The sequence below is a fragment of the Abyssibacter profundi genome (genome assembly GCF_003151135.1).
GTDB lineage: Bacteria > Pseudomonadota > Gammaproteobacteria > Nevskiales > OUC007 > Abyssibacter > Abyssibacter profundi.
Genome location: NZ_QEQK01000005.1, coordinates 379,167 through 393,033, shown reverse-complemented (window position 1 = coordinate 393,033; position 13,867 = coordinate 379,167). Strand labels below are relative to the sequence as shown.

13 protein-coding genes are annotated in these 13,867 nt (G+C 63.6%); 7 read left to right on the top strand and 6 right to left on the bottom strand.

Annotated features, from left to right (window positions below):
* Positions 1-54: 54 nt before the first annotated feature.
* Positions 55-2,382 carry a PKD domain-containing protein gene (locus DEH80_RS07580; protein WP_133249154.1) on the bottom strand — a complete coding sequence of 776 codons (2,328 nt, stop codon included), beginning with the start codon at positions 2,380-2,382 and terminating at the stop codon, positions 55-57.
* A 317-nt stretch (positions 2,383-2,699) separates the two neighbouring features.
* On the opposite strand from DEH80_RS07580, the gene DEH80_RS07575 reads away from it, so the two are divergent.
* Positions 2,700-3,143, top strand: a complete 444-nt coding sequence (locus DEH80_RS07575; RefSeq protein ID WP_207774521.1) for a YbjN domain-containing protein — start codon at positions 2,700-2,702, stop codon at positions 3,141-3,143.
* An 88-nt stretch (positions 3,144-3,231) separates the two neighbouring features.
* Here the strand turns inward: DEH80_RS07575 and DEH80_RS07570 are convergent, their stop codons facing one another.
* Positions 3,232-3,843, bottom strand: a complete 612-nt coding sequence (locus DEH80_RS07570) for a pseudouridine synthase (protein ID WP_109719913.1) — start codon at positions 3,841-3,843, stop codon at positions 3,232-3,234.
* A 487-nt stretch (positions 3,844-4,330) separates the two neighbouring features.
* Between DEH80_RS07570 and DEH80_RS07565 the strand changes: the two genes are divergently transcribed.
* The 5 genes from DEH80_RS07565 to DEH80_RS07545 all read left to right on the top strand — a co-directional run bounded on the left by DEH80_RS07565 (position 4,331) and on the right by DEH80_RS07545 (position 8,900).
* Positions 4,331-5,650, top strand: a complete 1,320-nt coding sequence (locus tag DEH80_RS07565; RefSeq protein WP_109719912.1) for an NADH:flavin oxidoreductase/NADH oxidase family protein — start codon at positions 4,331-4,333, stop codon at positions 5,648-5,650.
* A 154-nt stretch (positions 5,651-5,804) separates the two neighbouring features.
* Positions 5,805-7,064 carry a hypothetical protein gene (locus DEH80_RS07560; protein ID WP_109719854.1) on the top strand — a complete coding sequence of 420 codons (1,260 nt, stop codon included), beginning with the start codon at positions 5,805-5,807 and terminating at the stop codon, positions 7,062-7,064.
* 101 nt (positions 7,065-7,165) lie between these two features.
* Complete coding sequence (locus tag DEH80_RS07555) at positions 7,166-7,888, top strand: crotonase/enoyl-CoA hydratase family protein (protein ID WP_109719853.1); 723 nt, start codon at positions 7,166-7,168, stop codon at positions 7,886-7,888.
* A 36-nt stretch (positions 7,889-7,924) separates the two neighbouring features.
* Positions 7,925-8,227, top strand: coding sequence for a hypothetical protein (locus tag DEH80_RS07550; RefSeq protein WP_133249153.1), 303 nt, complete (start codon positions 7,925-7,927; stop codon positions 8,225-8,227).
* Positions 8,228-8,351: 124 nt separating this feature from the next.
* Positions 8,352-8,900: a PaaI family thioesterase gene (locus DEH80_RS07545; protein WP_109719851.1), complete on the top strand. Its 549-nt coding sequence runs from the start codon at positions 8,352-8,354 to the stop codon at positions 8,898-8,900.
* Here the strand turns inward: DEH80_RS07545 and DEH80_RS07540 are convergent.
* The 4 genes from DEH80_RS07540 to DEH80_RS07525 form a co-directional block, all read right to left on the bottom strand.
* On the bottom strand, positions 8,876-9,235 hold the full coding sequence (locus tag DEH80_RS07540) for a hypothetical protein (protein WP_109719850.1): 360 nt from the start codon (positions 9,233-9,235) through the stop codon (positions 8,876-8,878). The two genes, DEH80_RS07545 and DEH80_RS07540, sit on opposite strands and share 25 nt — an antisense overlap.
* A 47-nt stretch (positions 9,236-9,282) precedes the next feature.
* Positions 9,283-9,600: a DUF6122 family protein gene (locus DEH80_RS07535; protein WP_109719849.1), complete on the bottom strand. Its 318-nt coding sequence runs from the start codon at positions 9,598-9,600 to the stop codon at positions 9,283-9,285.
* Positions 9,601-9,672: 72 nt separating this feature from the next.
* Positions 9,673-10,587, bottom strand: a complete 915-nt coding sequence (locus DEH80_RS07530; RefSeq protein ID WP_109719848.1) for a phosphatase PAP2 family protein — start codon at positions 10,585-10,587, stop codon at positions 9,673-9,675.
* Between the two features lie 38 nt (positions 10,588-10,625).
* Entirely contained in the window at positions 10,626-12,257 is a 1,632-nt protein-coding gene (locus tag DEH80_RS07525) for an alkaline phosphatase PhoX (protein ID WP_109719847.1), read from the bottom strand.
* A gap of 191 nt (positions 12,258-12,448) precedes the next feature.
* Here DEH80_RS07525 and DEH80_RS07520 point away from each other — a divergent pair, with 191 nt between their 5' ends.
* The gene (locus DEH80_RS07520) at positions 12,449-13,867 is read left to right on the top strand and encodes a M20/M25/M40 family metallo-hydrolase (protein ID WP_109719846.1); all 1,419 of its coding nucleotides are present in this window, start codon (positions 12,449-12,451) and stop codon (positions 13,865-13,867) included.

Here is a 13,867-nt window from a genome sequence, read left to right as displayed (position 1 = left end):
CATAAAAAAGGCCCGTCCAATCGGACGGGCCTTTTGACTCAACGGATGCCGAGACTAACGACGCACGCCGACGAGTCGGCCCAGGCCGAGCAACAGCAGCAGAGCCAAGCCAGACAATGCGCCTGAACCACCACCGGAGGCGGCCGAAGCCGGCTGCTCAGGCGTCGCTTCGGGCGAGGCTCCGATGGTCACCTTGGCCGTCGCGGTACTGTCATCACTGGCCGTCACGGTCAGCGAGGGCTCGTAGCTACCCGGCCGGGTGTAGACGTGGCGTGCCGTAGGGCTACTGCCACACTGCACCTCACCATCGTCAAAGTCGAAGCAGTACTCGTCGATGGTCTCCCCTTCTCCGGCAAACGAGAGACTGCCGTCGAAGTTGACCGTGAGCGGCACGCCACCAGAGGTGCGGTCGACACGTAGCTGCGCCACCGTGCCGTTATCACCCTCGACCTCAATACGAATTGTGGTCGTGATGGTGATGTCGTCAGAGCGCATGGCATTGCCCTGATCATCCGACACGATCACGTAGGCCGTGTAGGTGCCTGCAGCGTCATACGTATGCGAGGCAACCGGGTCTGCGCTCGGGGCCGCGAAGTCTTCAGCCGTGGCTTCATCGCCGAAAACGAAGGTGTAACGGAACGTTCCCGCAGCCCCATCGGCGTAGGCGGATTCACTGGCGTCGAATTCGACCGTCAGCGGCGCCTCCGCCTCCAGAGTGTCGGACTGGCCATTGGCGGTCAGCTGCGCATCGATGTCGCCAGAACCACCACCACTTCCATTCGGGGTGGAATCACAGGCATCGCCGATTCCGTCGCCATCGCTGTCAGTCTGATCCGGGTTGGCCACATCGACACAGTTGTCCGTGCTATCCGGCACGGTGTCGCCGTCGGTATCGGGCGGCGTTTCGCCGCAGCTGTTGGTCGCGTCGTCCGGACATTCGTCCAGCGCATCGACGGTCCCATCATCGTCGGTATCCACGGGCTGACCGCCGGGATCATTCGAAGCACGAATGCCGAAAGCATCGCCGCAATACACGATTGGGCTTTGATCCGGGTTGTCGACTGCGACAAAGCCCCAGTATTCCCAGCGGTATTCCATGACGATGGTCTGGAACTCGCAGTAGCCCAGGCCCTTGCTGCGCGCAAACGAGGCGGGCAGCAGGTTGAGATGCGACAACGCGGCATCGACGACACCGTAGTCCGGGTTGTAGCTCAGATCACCCCAACCGATCTGCAACCAGGGTGCCAGCGGATTGACCGGCACGCCGCCCAGGTCGAACACACCCTCGATCGGATCGTAGTCCAACGCGCTAGGAATCCGGGCGGCCTGCTCCAGCGCCCTGCGCAGGAACCAGTTGGTGATGCTAATGCCGGCTCCAGAGGCCATGACCGGCGTACCGTCGACAAACTCAATGCCGCCGGAATAATCCAGCATCTGGCGTGCTTCGAGCAGCACGCGGGACGCGACGCCTGCGGCCTGAGGCGAGGAGAAACTCGTGCCGGCCACGAAATCATCAATCCCGGACATACACTCCATGCAATACGGCAGTTGCTGGGTGTAGTCCGCGACAAAATCAGCGGCGTTGCTGGAGAAGATCTGCGTATCGCCTTCGGAGCTGTACTCCTCAATGCCCGAAACGCCGATTCCCCACCAGGAACCGGCACCTGGATCACCCGGGGTGAAACCCGAGCCATTGCCCGCCGCGCTGAAATGCAGCTTGCCGTTCTCGACCACGCCCTGATACGACGGCTCCGAGATAAACGGCAGCGGCAACGGGAAGCCGATCAATGGCACCTGATAGCCATAACTGGTATTCACCATGTCGATCTCGGGATGCGTGAACGCATAGCCCTCAGCGTTCGCATTACCCAGCGCCCCTTCCGTTTCGATGAACAGGATCACGGCATCGGGATTGGCCATCAGCACCGACGAGGTCACACCAACACCATGAGGGCTCTTGTCCGCGATGGGATCAAGCGGAGCCAGGCCCGTACCGGCCTCCGAGCGCGCAATGATGTTCGTCCCCGCAAAGTAGTAGGACTGGCCGCGGACCACGCTGCTCCAGAACGCCTCATCGGCTGCCCGGTTCTCAGCGTAGGTGGCGTGCTCGCGCGTCAGGGTGACAACCTCGGCATCGAACGCATCAATCAGCGCTTGCGAGACGCGAATCTCCTGCTGATAGAAGAATTCGTGGTACGGGTTGATGGCACTATCGACCACAGACACCACCACCCGCGGTGCGTCTGAATCATTGAGTGCCAGCGGCGTCTGCGCCATCGCGACACTGGATAAGGCGAGCGTGGTCAGGCCGGTCGCGCCGATGGCACGAGCAGAAACGAGCGATCGGGCAATCGTCTGCCCGGCTCGAGAAAGTCGAGTCAAGAAAGTCACGTTGAAATGTCCCCAGAGAGCGCGCATGGCGCCGGTCCCGGGCGCTACGCGATTGTTATGCCAAGTCGGACGTCCTTGCCCAGCACGACGATGCAGTCGCTGACTTTACGCCAGCTTTACATCTCGAACCTATGACATTCGCGCCCGTCAAGCAATGACCCCAACCCCTGCCCCTCAGCAGACCTGCGGCCAACTCTCTATCGAACGCCCCCGCCCTTCCACCTGCTAAATAGCCGTAAGCGTGGACAGCGCAGGCCCCTGCCGGTAGCGTTCCAGGCTCTCTTCTTCACACGGCTATGGGACTCCACGTGACCGGACTTCGCTTGCTCGCTGGCTTGTTGCTCATCACTGCTCCACTGACTGCTGTCGCGAGCAAACAATGCACAGACACCTTTTACTTCACGCATCAGGCGGATCTGTCTGCGGCCCTGGAACAGCGCGGAATTCCGCATGAGTTAGATGAGGACGGCGACTACGAACTCAGTATCGACGGGCATGTCACTTACCTGATCATCTCCAAGCGGGCACTGACGCTCTACGGCGCCTGGACCGGCAGCGACGTCGGGCTGGAGGAAATGAATCAATGGAACTTGGAATACCGGTTCAGCCGGGCCTACATTGACGAGGACGGCGACCCGGTCCTGGAATCGGACCTCGACTTCGAGGGCGGCGTTTGTTTCTCGACGATCACCACGTTCATTGAAACCTACGAGGGTTCGCTGGAAGACTTCGTCGACCTCATCTCGAACTAATCGCCCGACTGCCCCGCCGCGGTTTCTCTGCTTGCGGCGGGGCGATCTTGCTTGGGCGAGTGGACAGCAGGCGAGGATGAGCGCTGCCCTAAGGCCTCGGCGGTAGCTCTCTCCATTGCCCAGGGGCCAGCCCCTCGAGTCCCCACTCGCCAATACGCACACGCACCAGGCGCAGCGTCGGCAGCCCCACCGCGGCTGTCATACGGCGCACCTGACGATTCCGGCCCTCACGCAAGCTAATCGCCAACCAACAGGTTGGAATGTGGCGTCGGAATCGGACGGGCGGGTTGCGCGGCCAGAGATCGGGTTCGGCCAATCGCTCCACCTGCGCCGGGCGGGTCGGACCATCCTTGAGCACAGGGCCGGCCGCCAGCGCAGCCAATTGCTCGGCACTGGGTTCGCCCTCGACCTGCACCCAGTAGGTCTTGGCCAATTTGTGTGCAGGATCGGCGATCCGCGCCTGTAACCGACCATCGTTGGTCAGCAGCAGCAGGCCTTCGCTGTCCTTATCCAGCCGACCCGCGGGATAGACCCCGGCAATGGGCACAAAATCCTTCAACGTCTGCCGGCCATCGGCATCGGAGAATTGGCTGAGCACGCCGAACGGCTTGTTCAGCGCGATCAGCCGTGGCGTTTCGGCGGCCTGAGCGCGGCGGCCCGGGGCACGACGACGCGTTGGATGAGGACGGCTCCGGGGCATCTCAGGTCGGCGCATCGCGCCGCCCGCAGTCAGGTGGCCCCGCATTGTGCCGGCCAGCTTCAGGGTTCGGGTAGTCCGCCTTGCCGGTAGCTCGTGCGAGGGAAGCATTAATCTATTCGCACCGCCAAGTTGCTGCCTGCAAACAGACCAGTCAAGGTGCGAGGAGCGAAGTTTGGTCATTCCAAATGAACGACGAGCACCCACTCGCCGAGAGCGAGTTGAAACCGCCGAAGGCGGGCCCACCGGGGGAGGCGCATGGATGCGCCGACTAACGTAGTCTGGCCTGTTTGCAGGCGCAATCCTGACGGAACGGGCCGGTTTTCCCGCGATCCTGCGTTGTCGTTCGCTGACTTGGAATAACCAAGCGTCACTCACTCCGCCTGGGCTCGCGGGAAAACCGGCTCCGTCTTGGCGGCGCGAATAGATTAGTGCTTCCCTAGCGTCCTGCGGCGCCCATCAAACACACCCGAAACGAAGACGGATGCCCATGCCAGCGATTAGCGATTCACTCACCCTGCCCTGCGGCGTTGTGCTGCCAAACCGTTTGCTCAAATCGGCCATGACCGAGGGCTTGGCGACGCCGATGGGACAGGCCACAGCGCGTCATGACACCCTTTATCGACGCTGGAGCGAAGGCGGCGTGGGCACGCTGGTCAGCGGTAACGTCATGGTGGATTACCGCTACCTGGAACGGCCCGGCAATATCGTGATCGACCGCAATGGCGGTGAGGACGCCCTGGCCCGACTGGCTCAGGCGGGGACCACGGCCGGCAATCAGTTCTGGATGCAGATCAGCCACCCTGGCCGGCAGTGCACCCGCATGTCCAATCGACGCCCGCTGGCGCCGTCGGCCATCGGGCTGAGCGGCGGCGGGCTGTTCGCCGTCCCACGCGCCATGACTGAAGACGACATTCGCATCGCCATTGCCGACTACGCGCGCGTGGCCGGCGTTGCCAAGGCGACGGGCTTTACCGGTGTGCAAGTCCACGGTGCCCACGGCTATTTGCTCAGCCAGTTCCTGTCGCCGCGTACCAACCAGCGCAGCGACGCCTGGGGTGGTCCGCTGGAGAACAGAGCCAGAATGCTGCTGGAGGTGGTACGTGCCGTGCGGCAGGCGGTCGGGCCCGACTTTCCCGTTGCGGTCAAACTGAATTCGGCCGATTTCTCAAAGAACGGCTTCACGCTGGAGGAGTCTTGCCAGGTGGTTCAGTGGCTGGAAGCCGAGGGCGTCGATCTGCTGGAGATTTCGGGGGGGACCTACGAAAAGCTGGAGTTCGTCGAGGCTTCGACGCGCCAGGCCAGCAGCTCTCAGCAACGCGAAGCCTATTTCCTGGAATACTCCCGTGACATCCGCGCGGCCGTGAAGCTGCCACTGGCCATCACCGGCGGATTTCGCAGCCGGGGTGCCATGGATGCCGCGCTCGCCGACCAGGCCGTGGATGTCATCGGCCTGGCACGGCCAACCTGTGTGGAGCCCGATGCCGGCCAGCGCCTATGCGCCGACAGCCACCACCGCCTGCCAGAACCCGAGCGCCAGCTGCGATTGGGCCGCGGCCCGCTCGGACCACAGTCCTCCACGCAACTGGTCCGCCTGCTTAACTCCCAGGCGGCGGTGTCCTGGTTCTACCAGCAAATCATCGATCTGGCTGAGGGCCGCGCCGTCCCCAACACGGTTTCAATCTTCACGGCATACCTGCGCTACTTCGCCAGGGAGCTGAGACTGTCTCTGGCCCGGGGTCGGGCGCTCAAGCGCGCGGGCCTTAGCCTGATCGACCGGCCGACCGACAGCGCCGCGGCGTCCGACTAAGGCTGGGCACCGCGATCTGAGGCAATGGCCAGCGAAAACTGACGCATTAGTCAGTTTCTGGCATCTTATGAAGCGGTGGGCATTTGAACCCACACTCCGGAGCGCCCGCTTGCAGCGGGCAGATCAGATCAAGACTTCATAAGGGAACCCGTTCATGCGACGTTTGCACGCGCGTGCCGCACAAGTATTGTCCATTGCCCTGCTCAGCCTTGGCTTCGCCACATCCGCCCAGGCTGTTGCCCTCTTCCAGAACGACGCCGGTAGCGGCGGCGATGCTGGCGACACCATCGACCAAGCCACGCCGGTCACCACCGGCTATCACAGCGCCCAGCTCTCGACAGCTGGGGATTTGTTCGATTGGTACCAATTGCCGCTCACCAAGGGCGACAAACTCCGCGTCCATCTGAGTGACTACGGCCAGCTGGGCCTTCGGACCGTCGTGATGAAACTGCTCTCGCCGGCTGGCCAGGCGATCGAGCTGGAGCCGGAAGGCGTGCTGCTGGCTGGCAACGCCTACAACGGCAAGATCGCCGAAGTCGTCGTGCACGAGACCGGCACCTGGTATCTCAAGGCCGAGCCGATCCGCGACGGCGCCCCCTTGGGTGACTACGGCTTTCGGGTCACGGTATCTCCAGGTTTTGGCACGGTGATCAACACCCGCAACCAGTCCTGGATTGTGCTGGAGCTTCATGCGTCCCAGCCGACCCAGCTGCTGTTGCAGGGCCGACTGCAGGGCTCGCTTAACTGGGACCAACCCTACTGGGGCACCCTGAGCACCGAGCGGGAGCTGGATGGCCAGAAGCCCGGCGGCTTTGGTGTGGGTGTCCGAGGTGGCGGACGCGGCACGAGCACCACCGTCACCCCGATTGGACTGGAGGGCTTTGACGTCATCGGTCCCCTGGTCGGCGATGTCGAACTCACCGGTTCGATGCTCACCGCCTGGAGCAATCAAGGCACCGTCCAGGGATACGTGCGCTACATCGTGGCACTGAGCCAGGACGACCCCTGGCTGAGCCTTGGCGTCTGGACCGACCGCCCGGTCACCTGGCTGTCCACCCAAGGCAACGACAACGTCGCCTGGTCGGAATCCAATAGCGGCGCAGACACGGCCGTCGTCACACCTGTCGTCTCTCAGATTGGTGAGCGCAGCCTGGACATCAACCTGGGCACCGGATTCCGCGGCAACTTCGACATCGGCAACGCCGCCAGCGCCACGGCGTACCGCCCCGATGGCAGCCAGGCCAGCCTGCATCCCAGCTGTGACTGCATCAGCTTCCGTCCGTCGAAGTACCTGGGCTATACGGAAGACAGCCTGCCGGGCACCTGGCGCTTCGAACTGGGCGAATCGCTGTCCGGTCCGTCCCGCAGCCCGTATCTGGTGGGCGTGCGAGTCCGCTACCCCGGCCTGTTCTAGGCCATGGGCTGCAGCCGGCCGGATCGCCGCTGATCCGCGCCGGCTCGCAGCCGCTCCAACCTTGGGTACGATGCCCTCCACACTCTCAAAGCAGCCCGCCCATGTCCGACACGCTCGTCACGTATGAACTGCAGGATGGCGTCGCCACGTTGACGCTGGACGACGGCAAGCGCAATGCCTTGTCGCCAGCCATGCTGGAAGCCATCGAAGCCGCCTTAGACCGGGCCGAAGCGGATCAGGCGATGGTGATTCTGACCGGGCGCGACACCGTGTTATCGGCCGGCTTCGACCTCAAGGTCATGAAGTCTGGTGGTCCGCAAACGCTCAAGATGCTGCGCCTGGGGTATTTGCTCAGCGCCCGGGTGCTCGAGTACCCCTACCCGGTTATCGCTGCCTGCAACGGCCACGTCCTGGCCATGGGCGTGTTTCTGATGCTGGCCTGCGACTACGTCATCGGCACGCGTGGTGACTTCAAGGTGTCCGCCAATGAAGTCGCCCTGGGCCTGACCATTCCGAGAGTCGGCGCCGCCATGCTCGGGCATCGCCTCACGCCCGCAGCCTACCAACGCGCGGTCAACCTCTCGGAATTCTTCGACGTTGATTCGGCTCTCCAGGCCGGCTTCTTTGACCAGCTCGTGGACAGCCACGAACTCATGCCGACAGCACGGGCGCTTGCCAGCCAATTCGCCAGTCTGGACATGCGCGCCCATGCCGCGACCAAACGACGTATCCGCCACGATCTGATCAAGGGGATCCGCCGCCAGGTCAAACTCGACCTGGCAGATGCCGTGCTGCTGGGCTTGCGGGGTCGGCAGAAACGCTAACCGCCCCGAACCCAGCCGACGTATAGAATCCGCGGGATGTCCAAGACTGCTCGCGTCCCCTCCAGCAGAACTCGGCACGCCACACCGCTGCTATTCGAGTTGCTGCACCATATCCGAGAGGCGGTCTTGGCCGGACACAGCAGCCTGGACGCACGGTCACTCCACGCCGCTGTTAAGGGATTGAGCGGCGTCGATGACGGGGTGTTTGCTGCAGCCATCCGGCAGCTGGTCGACGACAACATCGTCGTACCGAAGTCCCGCGAGGGTGACTGGTTTCTCGATGTCACGCTGCAGGCGGCACACCGGTTTCTCGAAGACGCGGACCCGCCGACTCGCTAACGCCCTCGGCCACCCGCAGCGATGGGCGCCATCTGGGCTGTCAATCCCAAGCCGACGAAGTGCAAACGCCTCCCGGCATCCAGGCTGGTTATGCTGTGCGCTCCACCGACCCATCCGAGCACGCATGAACCTGAGCCAACCCATCGAAGCCTTTGGTCGCACAGCCCTGCATCGGGCCCGCCAGGCCGGCCTCCCCGTTGAGGGCGCCGAGCAACTCTTTGCCGATTCGATCCGCCCTCGTTTGGTGCAGCTGCTGTCGCCACGGGTGATTCCCTTTGTGCGCAACACCGGGGTCCGGGTCGTCGAACTAGAACCGGGTCGGGTGGTGGCGCGCATGCCGATCAAGGGCAATGTGAATCACATCGGCACCATGTACGCCGGCGCTTTGTTCACGCTTGCGGAGTTCCCGGGCGGTCCGTTGATGTTGGCGACCTACGGCATCACGCGGTTTATCCCCATCGTCACCGATTTGCGCATGGAATTCGTCAAGGTTGCCAAGAGCGATGTCACGGTGGAGCTCGCCATGTCAGCAGATGAAATCGCGCGCGTGGAAGCCGAGACCCTTGCCCACGGTCAGGCGGAGTTCACGCTGCATGGAGAGTTACGCCGCAGCGACGGAGCACTCGTTGCTCGCAGTACGGCGCTTTATCAGATGCGCCCGCGCCGCCGCTGAACCGGCCCCACCGGCGCCTGCAGTTTGTATTGCAGCGCGAACACCTGCCTGAGCAGGCGATGAAGTAACGGCGGCGTACCTGTCACAGCCAAGCTGCGCGCATGACCCCGGTCCGTGAGACGCAGATACAACTCGCCATCCTGCAGCACGGACTCGAAGACGCCCTCACGCACCAACTGGCCGAGAGCGTCTCCAAATTGCTCCAGCAACAGATCGCCGTTATCGAAATGCTGGTAGATGCTGCGCACAGCCAGCGGTCGCTGACCGTCGACTTGCTGGGCCTGAAACGTACGAAGGATGTCATCGCAAAGCAGGCGAAGGGTAAGCGGTTTCATGAATGGCAAGACAGGCGGGACGAACGTCCTGCTCCATCGGCAGGCGGTTAGGAAACTGAAGGCACCACACAGTCCAAACCATCCAGCCCCATGTGAATCAGCAAGCCCGTGGCCGCCACCCGAAGCATCGGAACGACCAGCGCCGCGACATACAAGCCGATAGCCCAGCCCTGATGCAGCGGATGAAAGCCGATGCTGCATCGGCCCGGATCGTAGATGGGATCGGCCAGCAGATGGTCGAGATCAACCAGCATCGTGGCCACCATGATCAGCCAGGCCCGCCGCCACCGAGGCCGGAAGCCCAGCCAGGCCACCAAGCCAGGCAGCAGGAAGTGCAGCGGTAAATGCAGCAGCGCAAATGACATGGTGGCAACAAGCAGTGATTCGGGGGACCCAGAGGCCCGCACAGGCCGGCGTTTCACCGGCTCGCAAGGGCGTCAATCGCTGTTCGGCAAGCTGACGGCCTGACCCGGCAGAGTCTGGCCCTGATGATGACGCAACCATTCGGTGAGCGTGAATCCCGCCAGCAGCCAGAACCCGCCCACCAACAGTCCCGCCAAGACATCACTGGTGTAGTGCACGCTGAGCACCAGACGGCTGGCGGCGATGAGTCCGATCAGTACGGTTGCCCAGAATGCAAGCTCGAACCGCCGGTTTGCGCGCTGCAGGTCCCGCGCCAGCGCATAGGCAATAAAGCCGTAAACGGCCATCGCACCCGTGGCATGGGCGCTGGGAAACGACGGCGAGCTGGCTTCTGCAAAGGTCAGGAAATCCGGGCGCGGCCGGTTGATCAGAAACTTGCCCGCCCAGGTCACCAGTTGCGATCCGATAATGCTGAGCAGCAGCCCCGGAATGAAGCTTGATCGGCGATGCACCCACAAGAACCCGATGGCGACCAAGGTGACCGCGACCAGCGTCTCGGTGTTACCCAGCGCGGTGATCCAACCTAAGACATGCAGGATCGGCTCGGCGCGCACGACGCCTAGCGCCTCGTTGAACTGCCTGTCCAGCGCGATGAGGTCATCACCCTCAGCCAGATCGTCCAGTAATCCGAAGCCCAGACTCGCCAGATAAAGCGCCAACAGGATCAGCAGCGTCAGCGGCAGGCCGGGAAACCGCGTGGTCTCCAAACGCGCAGCCAGCCACCCCGTCGTCCGAGGCCAACGGTGACTCAGCCAGGACCAGACGGCCCGAGACATTGAATGCTCGCCCAGCCGCCGCAGCAGCCGAGGGCTATGCCGTAAACCGCTCCAGACCCAGCCGGTGACCAGGCGCAAGACGAGCAGAAGCGTCGCCAGGGCGGCCAGAGCGGCCAGAGCGGCCAATAACAGCCAGGGTGTACCGAATGACATCGTCCATGCAGTCAGAGCCAAACATCAGGGCGCAGACTCTATCCGATGTCACCCGATGGCTCATCGGTCTGGTCGTTTCGCGACGCAAGCCAACGGCGCCGAAGTACCGCGGCCGCTGCACCGCCGAGCAAGCCGCCGACTGTGGCAGAGCCGGCCTGGGTTTCCTCGATGGTGACATTGGGCTCGGGTGCAGGTTCCGGATCGGGCGCGGGCGGCTCCGGATCGGGCTCCGGATCGGGCTCGGGCTCGGGCTCGGGCGCGGGCGGCGCCGCGGGCAGTACGCGGAACGCCTCCGGTATGGTCATTTCGAAGGTCACCCCACCCCCTTCGCCCTCACCGGGGACCTGAAGCCCCGGCAGTGTCGGACCGCGCTGACTGCTGAAGTACAGCCGTGAGCCATCGGGGGTAAACGCCGGCCCGGTAATCTCCGACAATCCGCGGGTGATCTGCATCAGCACCTTGGCCTCACCATTGGGGACGATGACCACCAGGCGCATGGCATCACCATCCTCAGCGACCAGCACATCACCAAAGGGACTGACGGTCACATTGTCGACATCGTCGAAGCCCACATCGAGCTGCATGTTGTCATTGTCGAAGACCAGCTCGACCAGTTGATTTTCGATGTCCAGCGCCCAGACGCGATTGTCACCCTTGGTCGCAAAGAACATCACCCCGCGGGTGTTCACGCTGCCGCCAGGAGGAACGCTGCGTAGATGCTCTGGCACTTCGTAGTACCAAAGCCCCTCGCCGCCGGCGAACCGGGTCCCCGCACCATCGCCAGCGGGCGACCAGCTGACGGGCAGCGGGCTGCGGATGTCGGCGGCCTCGGGATAGGCCCCTGCTTCAAACCCCTGGATATTCATCACTTCGAGCTGCCCGGTTTCCATCGCCAGGCGGGTCACACCGTTGTCCAGGACCGTGCGATCGGACGGGTCGGTCACAAACCGGTAGAACCGGCCGTCGCCGGCGTCTTCGGTCTCGTAGACCACGTGATGGATCGGATCGATGGCCGCCGCTTCGTGATTGAAGGACCCCAGTGCCGGTTTGACGACCGCATCTGCCGCTGTCCCGAACGGATCGCACTCGTAGACCTGGCCCGCCGCTCCATTCTCCTCGCAAGACAACCAGGTGCCCCAGGGCGTGGCGCCGCCCGCGCAGTTGCTGCTGGTCCCACGCAAAATGGGGTAGGCGTCGATCAGATGGCCCTCGGCATCAAAGCGCAAAGCACCGACCCCACCGAAGCCCGACGGCAACTCGGAGTTGGAGACATAAACCCAACCGCCATCGGACTCGGACGGAAACACCGCGCCGCCATCCGGAAAAATGTGCCAGTTGTAACCCGACAGCGACGCTTCGTTGATCAGCGGGTCCAGCCCTGCCCGCGCAACAACGCGCACCTCAAAGCCTGCGGGCGCGTACACCTGCTCGTCGATGCCCGGGATCGTGAATCCACCGACGGATTTCTTCTCCAGTGGTCCGATATTCGCCAACGGCCCTGTGGGCAGATTGATGCTGCCCGCCGCCTGCGCATGCGCTGCGCTGGCCAGCCAGCGAGGCGCCGAGGCCGCCGCCGCCCCCATGAAGACCGCCTGCAGGACAGTGCGTCGCGACACCTTGGGCAGCAAGGCCTGCGACCGTTCAGTAAATGATGGTGTTTGTTCGTGCATCGGATTCCTCCCCAGGGAACCCGCTAGACTAGGCCCTGCCCGTGACACTGACATGAAGGTCAGTTCAGACACCGGGCAAGCCCGAGCTGGCCGGTACCGCCGTGGCCTGTTGCTTGCGACAGCCACCCTGCGCCGCCTTCGAACCCACTACCGGGCGCTACGCCCTTCGTCGATTAAACGCTGGACCCACCATGACCCAATCTTTGGCTCTTGCCCGCTGGATGCTGGCACTTTGCTGTCTGCCCCTGCTCGCGCAGGCGGCGCCTGTTCCCGATGCAATCCTGCAGCAGGCCAAGCAGCTACGCGATCAGGCCCTGGTCGACGACACGGCTTACACCCTACTGCGCGACCTGACCACCCAGGTCGGGCCCCGCCTGGCGGGCACCGAGGCCGAGGCCCGCGCACGGCAGTGGTCGGTGCGCGCCCTGCAACAACTGGGTTTTGATCGTGACCAGATTCGCATCGAGCGGTTCGAACTGGATGGCTGGGTTCGCGGTGAGGAATGGGCCCGCGTCACCGCGCCTTATCCCCAGCCATTGGTTGTAACCGCGCTGGGTGACTCCGGCTCCACCGGCCCGATTCCGGTGGAAGCAGAGGTCGTCCTGTTCGAGAGCATCGAAGACGTCGAGGCCCTGACCGAAGGTGCGCTAACCGGCAAGATCGCCTATGTCAGCCACGCGATGGGCAAGACCCAGGACGGCAGCTCCTACGCCTACTTCGGCAAAACCCGGTTTGATGGCCCCGGCATCGCGGCCAGCAAGGGCGCCAAGGCCATCATGATTCGATCCGTCGGCACGCAGTCGCATCGTATGGCTCACACCGGGTCAACCAAGTGGCCTGAAGGTCAGACACCCATTCCGGCTCTTGCGCTGTCGCAGCCCGACGCCGACCAGCTCGAACGCATGGCCGCTGACGGCGAGACCATCCAGGTCGCCATCAAGGCCACGCCGCGATTCGTCGGCAAGACGCGCAGTGCCAACCTCATTGTTGACCTGCCCGGCAGTGATCGCGGCGATGAGATCATCATCACCGGCGGCCATCTGGACAGCTGGGACCTGGGCACCGGCGCCGTTGACGATGGCGCGGGCATCGCGATCACGACCGCCGCGGTCGATCTGATTCGGCGTTCGGGCCTGCAGCCGCGGCGCAGCATCCGCCTGGTGCATTGGGGCGCCGAGGAGGTCGGACTGCTGGGTGCCAAGGCCTATGCCGAGGCGCATGCCGACGAACTCGACCGGCACCAACTCGGTTCGGAAAGTGACTTTGGCGCGGGGCGGGTCTACAACATCGGCGCCGACCTACCGGCCGCAGCCGACCCGGTTGTCGACGCCATGCTGCGCTTGCTGGCGCCTCTGGGCGTGGGCCAGACCGCCCGTGACTACACGGGTAGCAGTGGCCCGGATCTGTCTCCGCTGAATGATCTCGGCCTGCCCTCGTTCCGGCTGCTACAGGACGGCACCGACTATTTCGATTTACACCACACGCCGGACGACACCTTCGACAAGATCGACCCCGAGGCCCTGCGCCAAAACGTCGCGGCCTACGCCGTGTTTCTCTGGATTGCCGCCAACACCGATGTGAATTTCCGCGCGCAAGACCCGGCGGAATGA

Excerpts from the sequence above, each read along its gene's own strand:
- DEH80_RS07570 (WP_109719913.1), bottom strand. The coding sequence starts at position 3,843 with ATGCCCCGGAGCCGTCCTCATCCAACGCGTCGTCGTGCCCCGGGCCGC.
- DEH80_RS07565 (WP_109719912.1), top strand. The coding sequence starts at position 4,331 with ATGCCAGCGATTAGCGATTCACTCACCCTGCCCTGCGGCGTTGTGCTG.
- DEH80_RS07560 (WP_109719854.1), top strand. The coding sequence starts at position 5,805 with ATGCGACGTTTGCACGCGCGTGCCGCACAAGTATTGTCCATTGCCCTG.
- DEH80_RS07555 (WP_109719853.1), top strand. The coding sequence starts at position 7,166 with ATGTCCGACACGCTCGTCACGTATGAACTGCAGGATGGCGTCGCCACG.
- DEH80_RS07550 (WP_133249153.1), top strand. The coding sequence starts at position 7,925 with ATGTCCAAGACTGCTCGCGTCCCCTCCAGCAGAACTCGGCACGCCACA.
- DEH80_RS07545 (WP_109719851.1), top strand. The coding sequence starts at position 8,352 with ATGAACCTGAGCCAACCCATCGAAGCCTTTGGTCGCACAGCCCTGCAT.
- DEH80_RS07540 (WP_109719850.1), bottom strand. The coding sequence starts at position 9,235 with ATGAAACCGCTTACCCTTCGCCTGCTTTGCGATGACATCCTTCGTACG.
- DEH80_RS07535 (WP_109719849.1), bottom strand. The coding sequence starts at position 9,600 with ATGTCATTTGCGCTGCTGCATTTACCGCTGCACTTCCTGCTGCCTGGC.
- DEH80_RS07530 (WP_109719848.1), bottom strand. The coding sequence starts at position 10,587 with ATGTCATTCGGTACACCCTGGCTGTTATTGGCCGCTCTGGCCGCTCTG.
- DEH80_RS07525 (WP_109719847.1), bottom strand. The coding sequence starts at position 12,257 with ATGCACGAACAAACACCATCATTTACTGAACGGTCGCAGGCCTTGCTG.
- DEH80_RS07520 (WP_109719846.1), top strand. The coding sequence starts at position 12,449 with ATGACCCAATCTTTGGCTCTTGCCCGCTGGATGCTGGCACTTTGCTGT.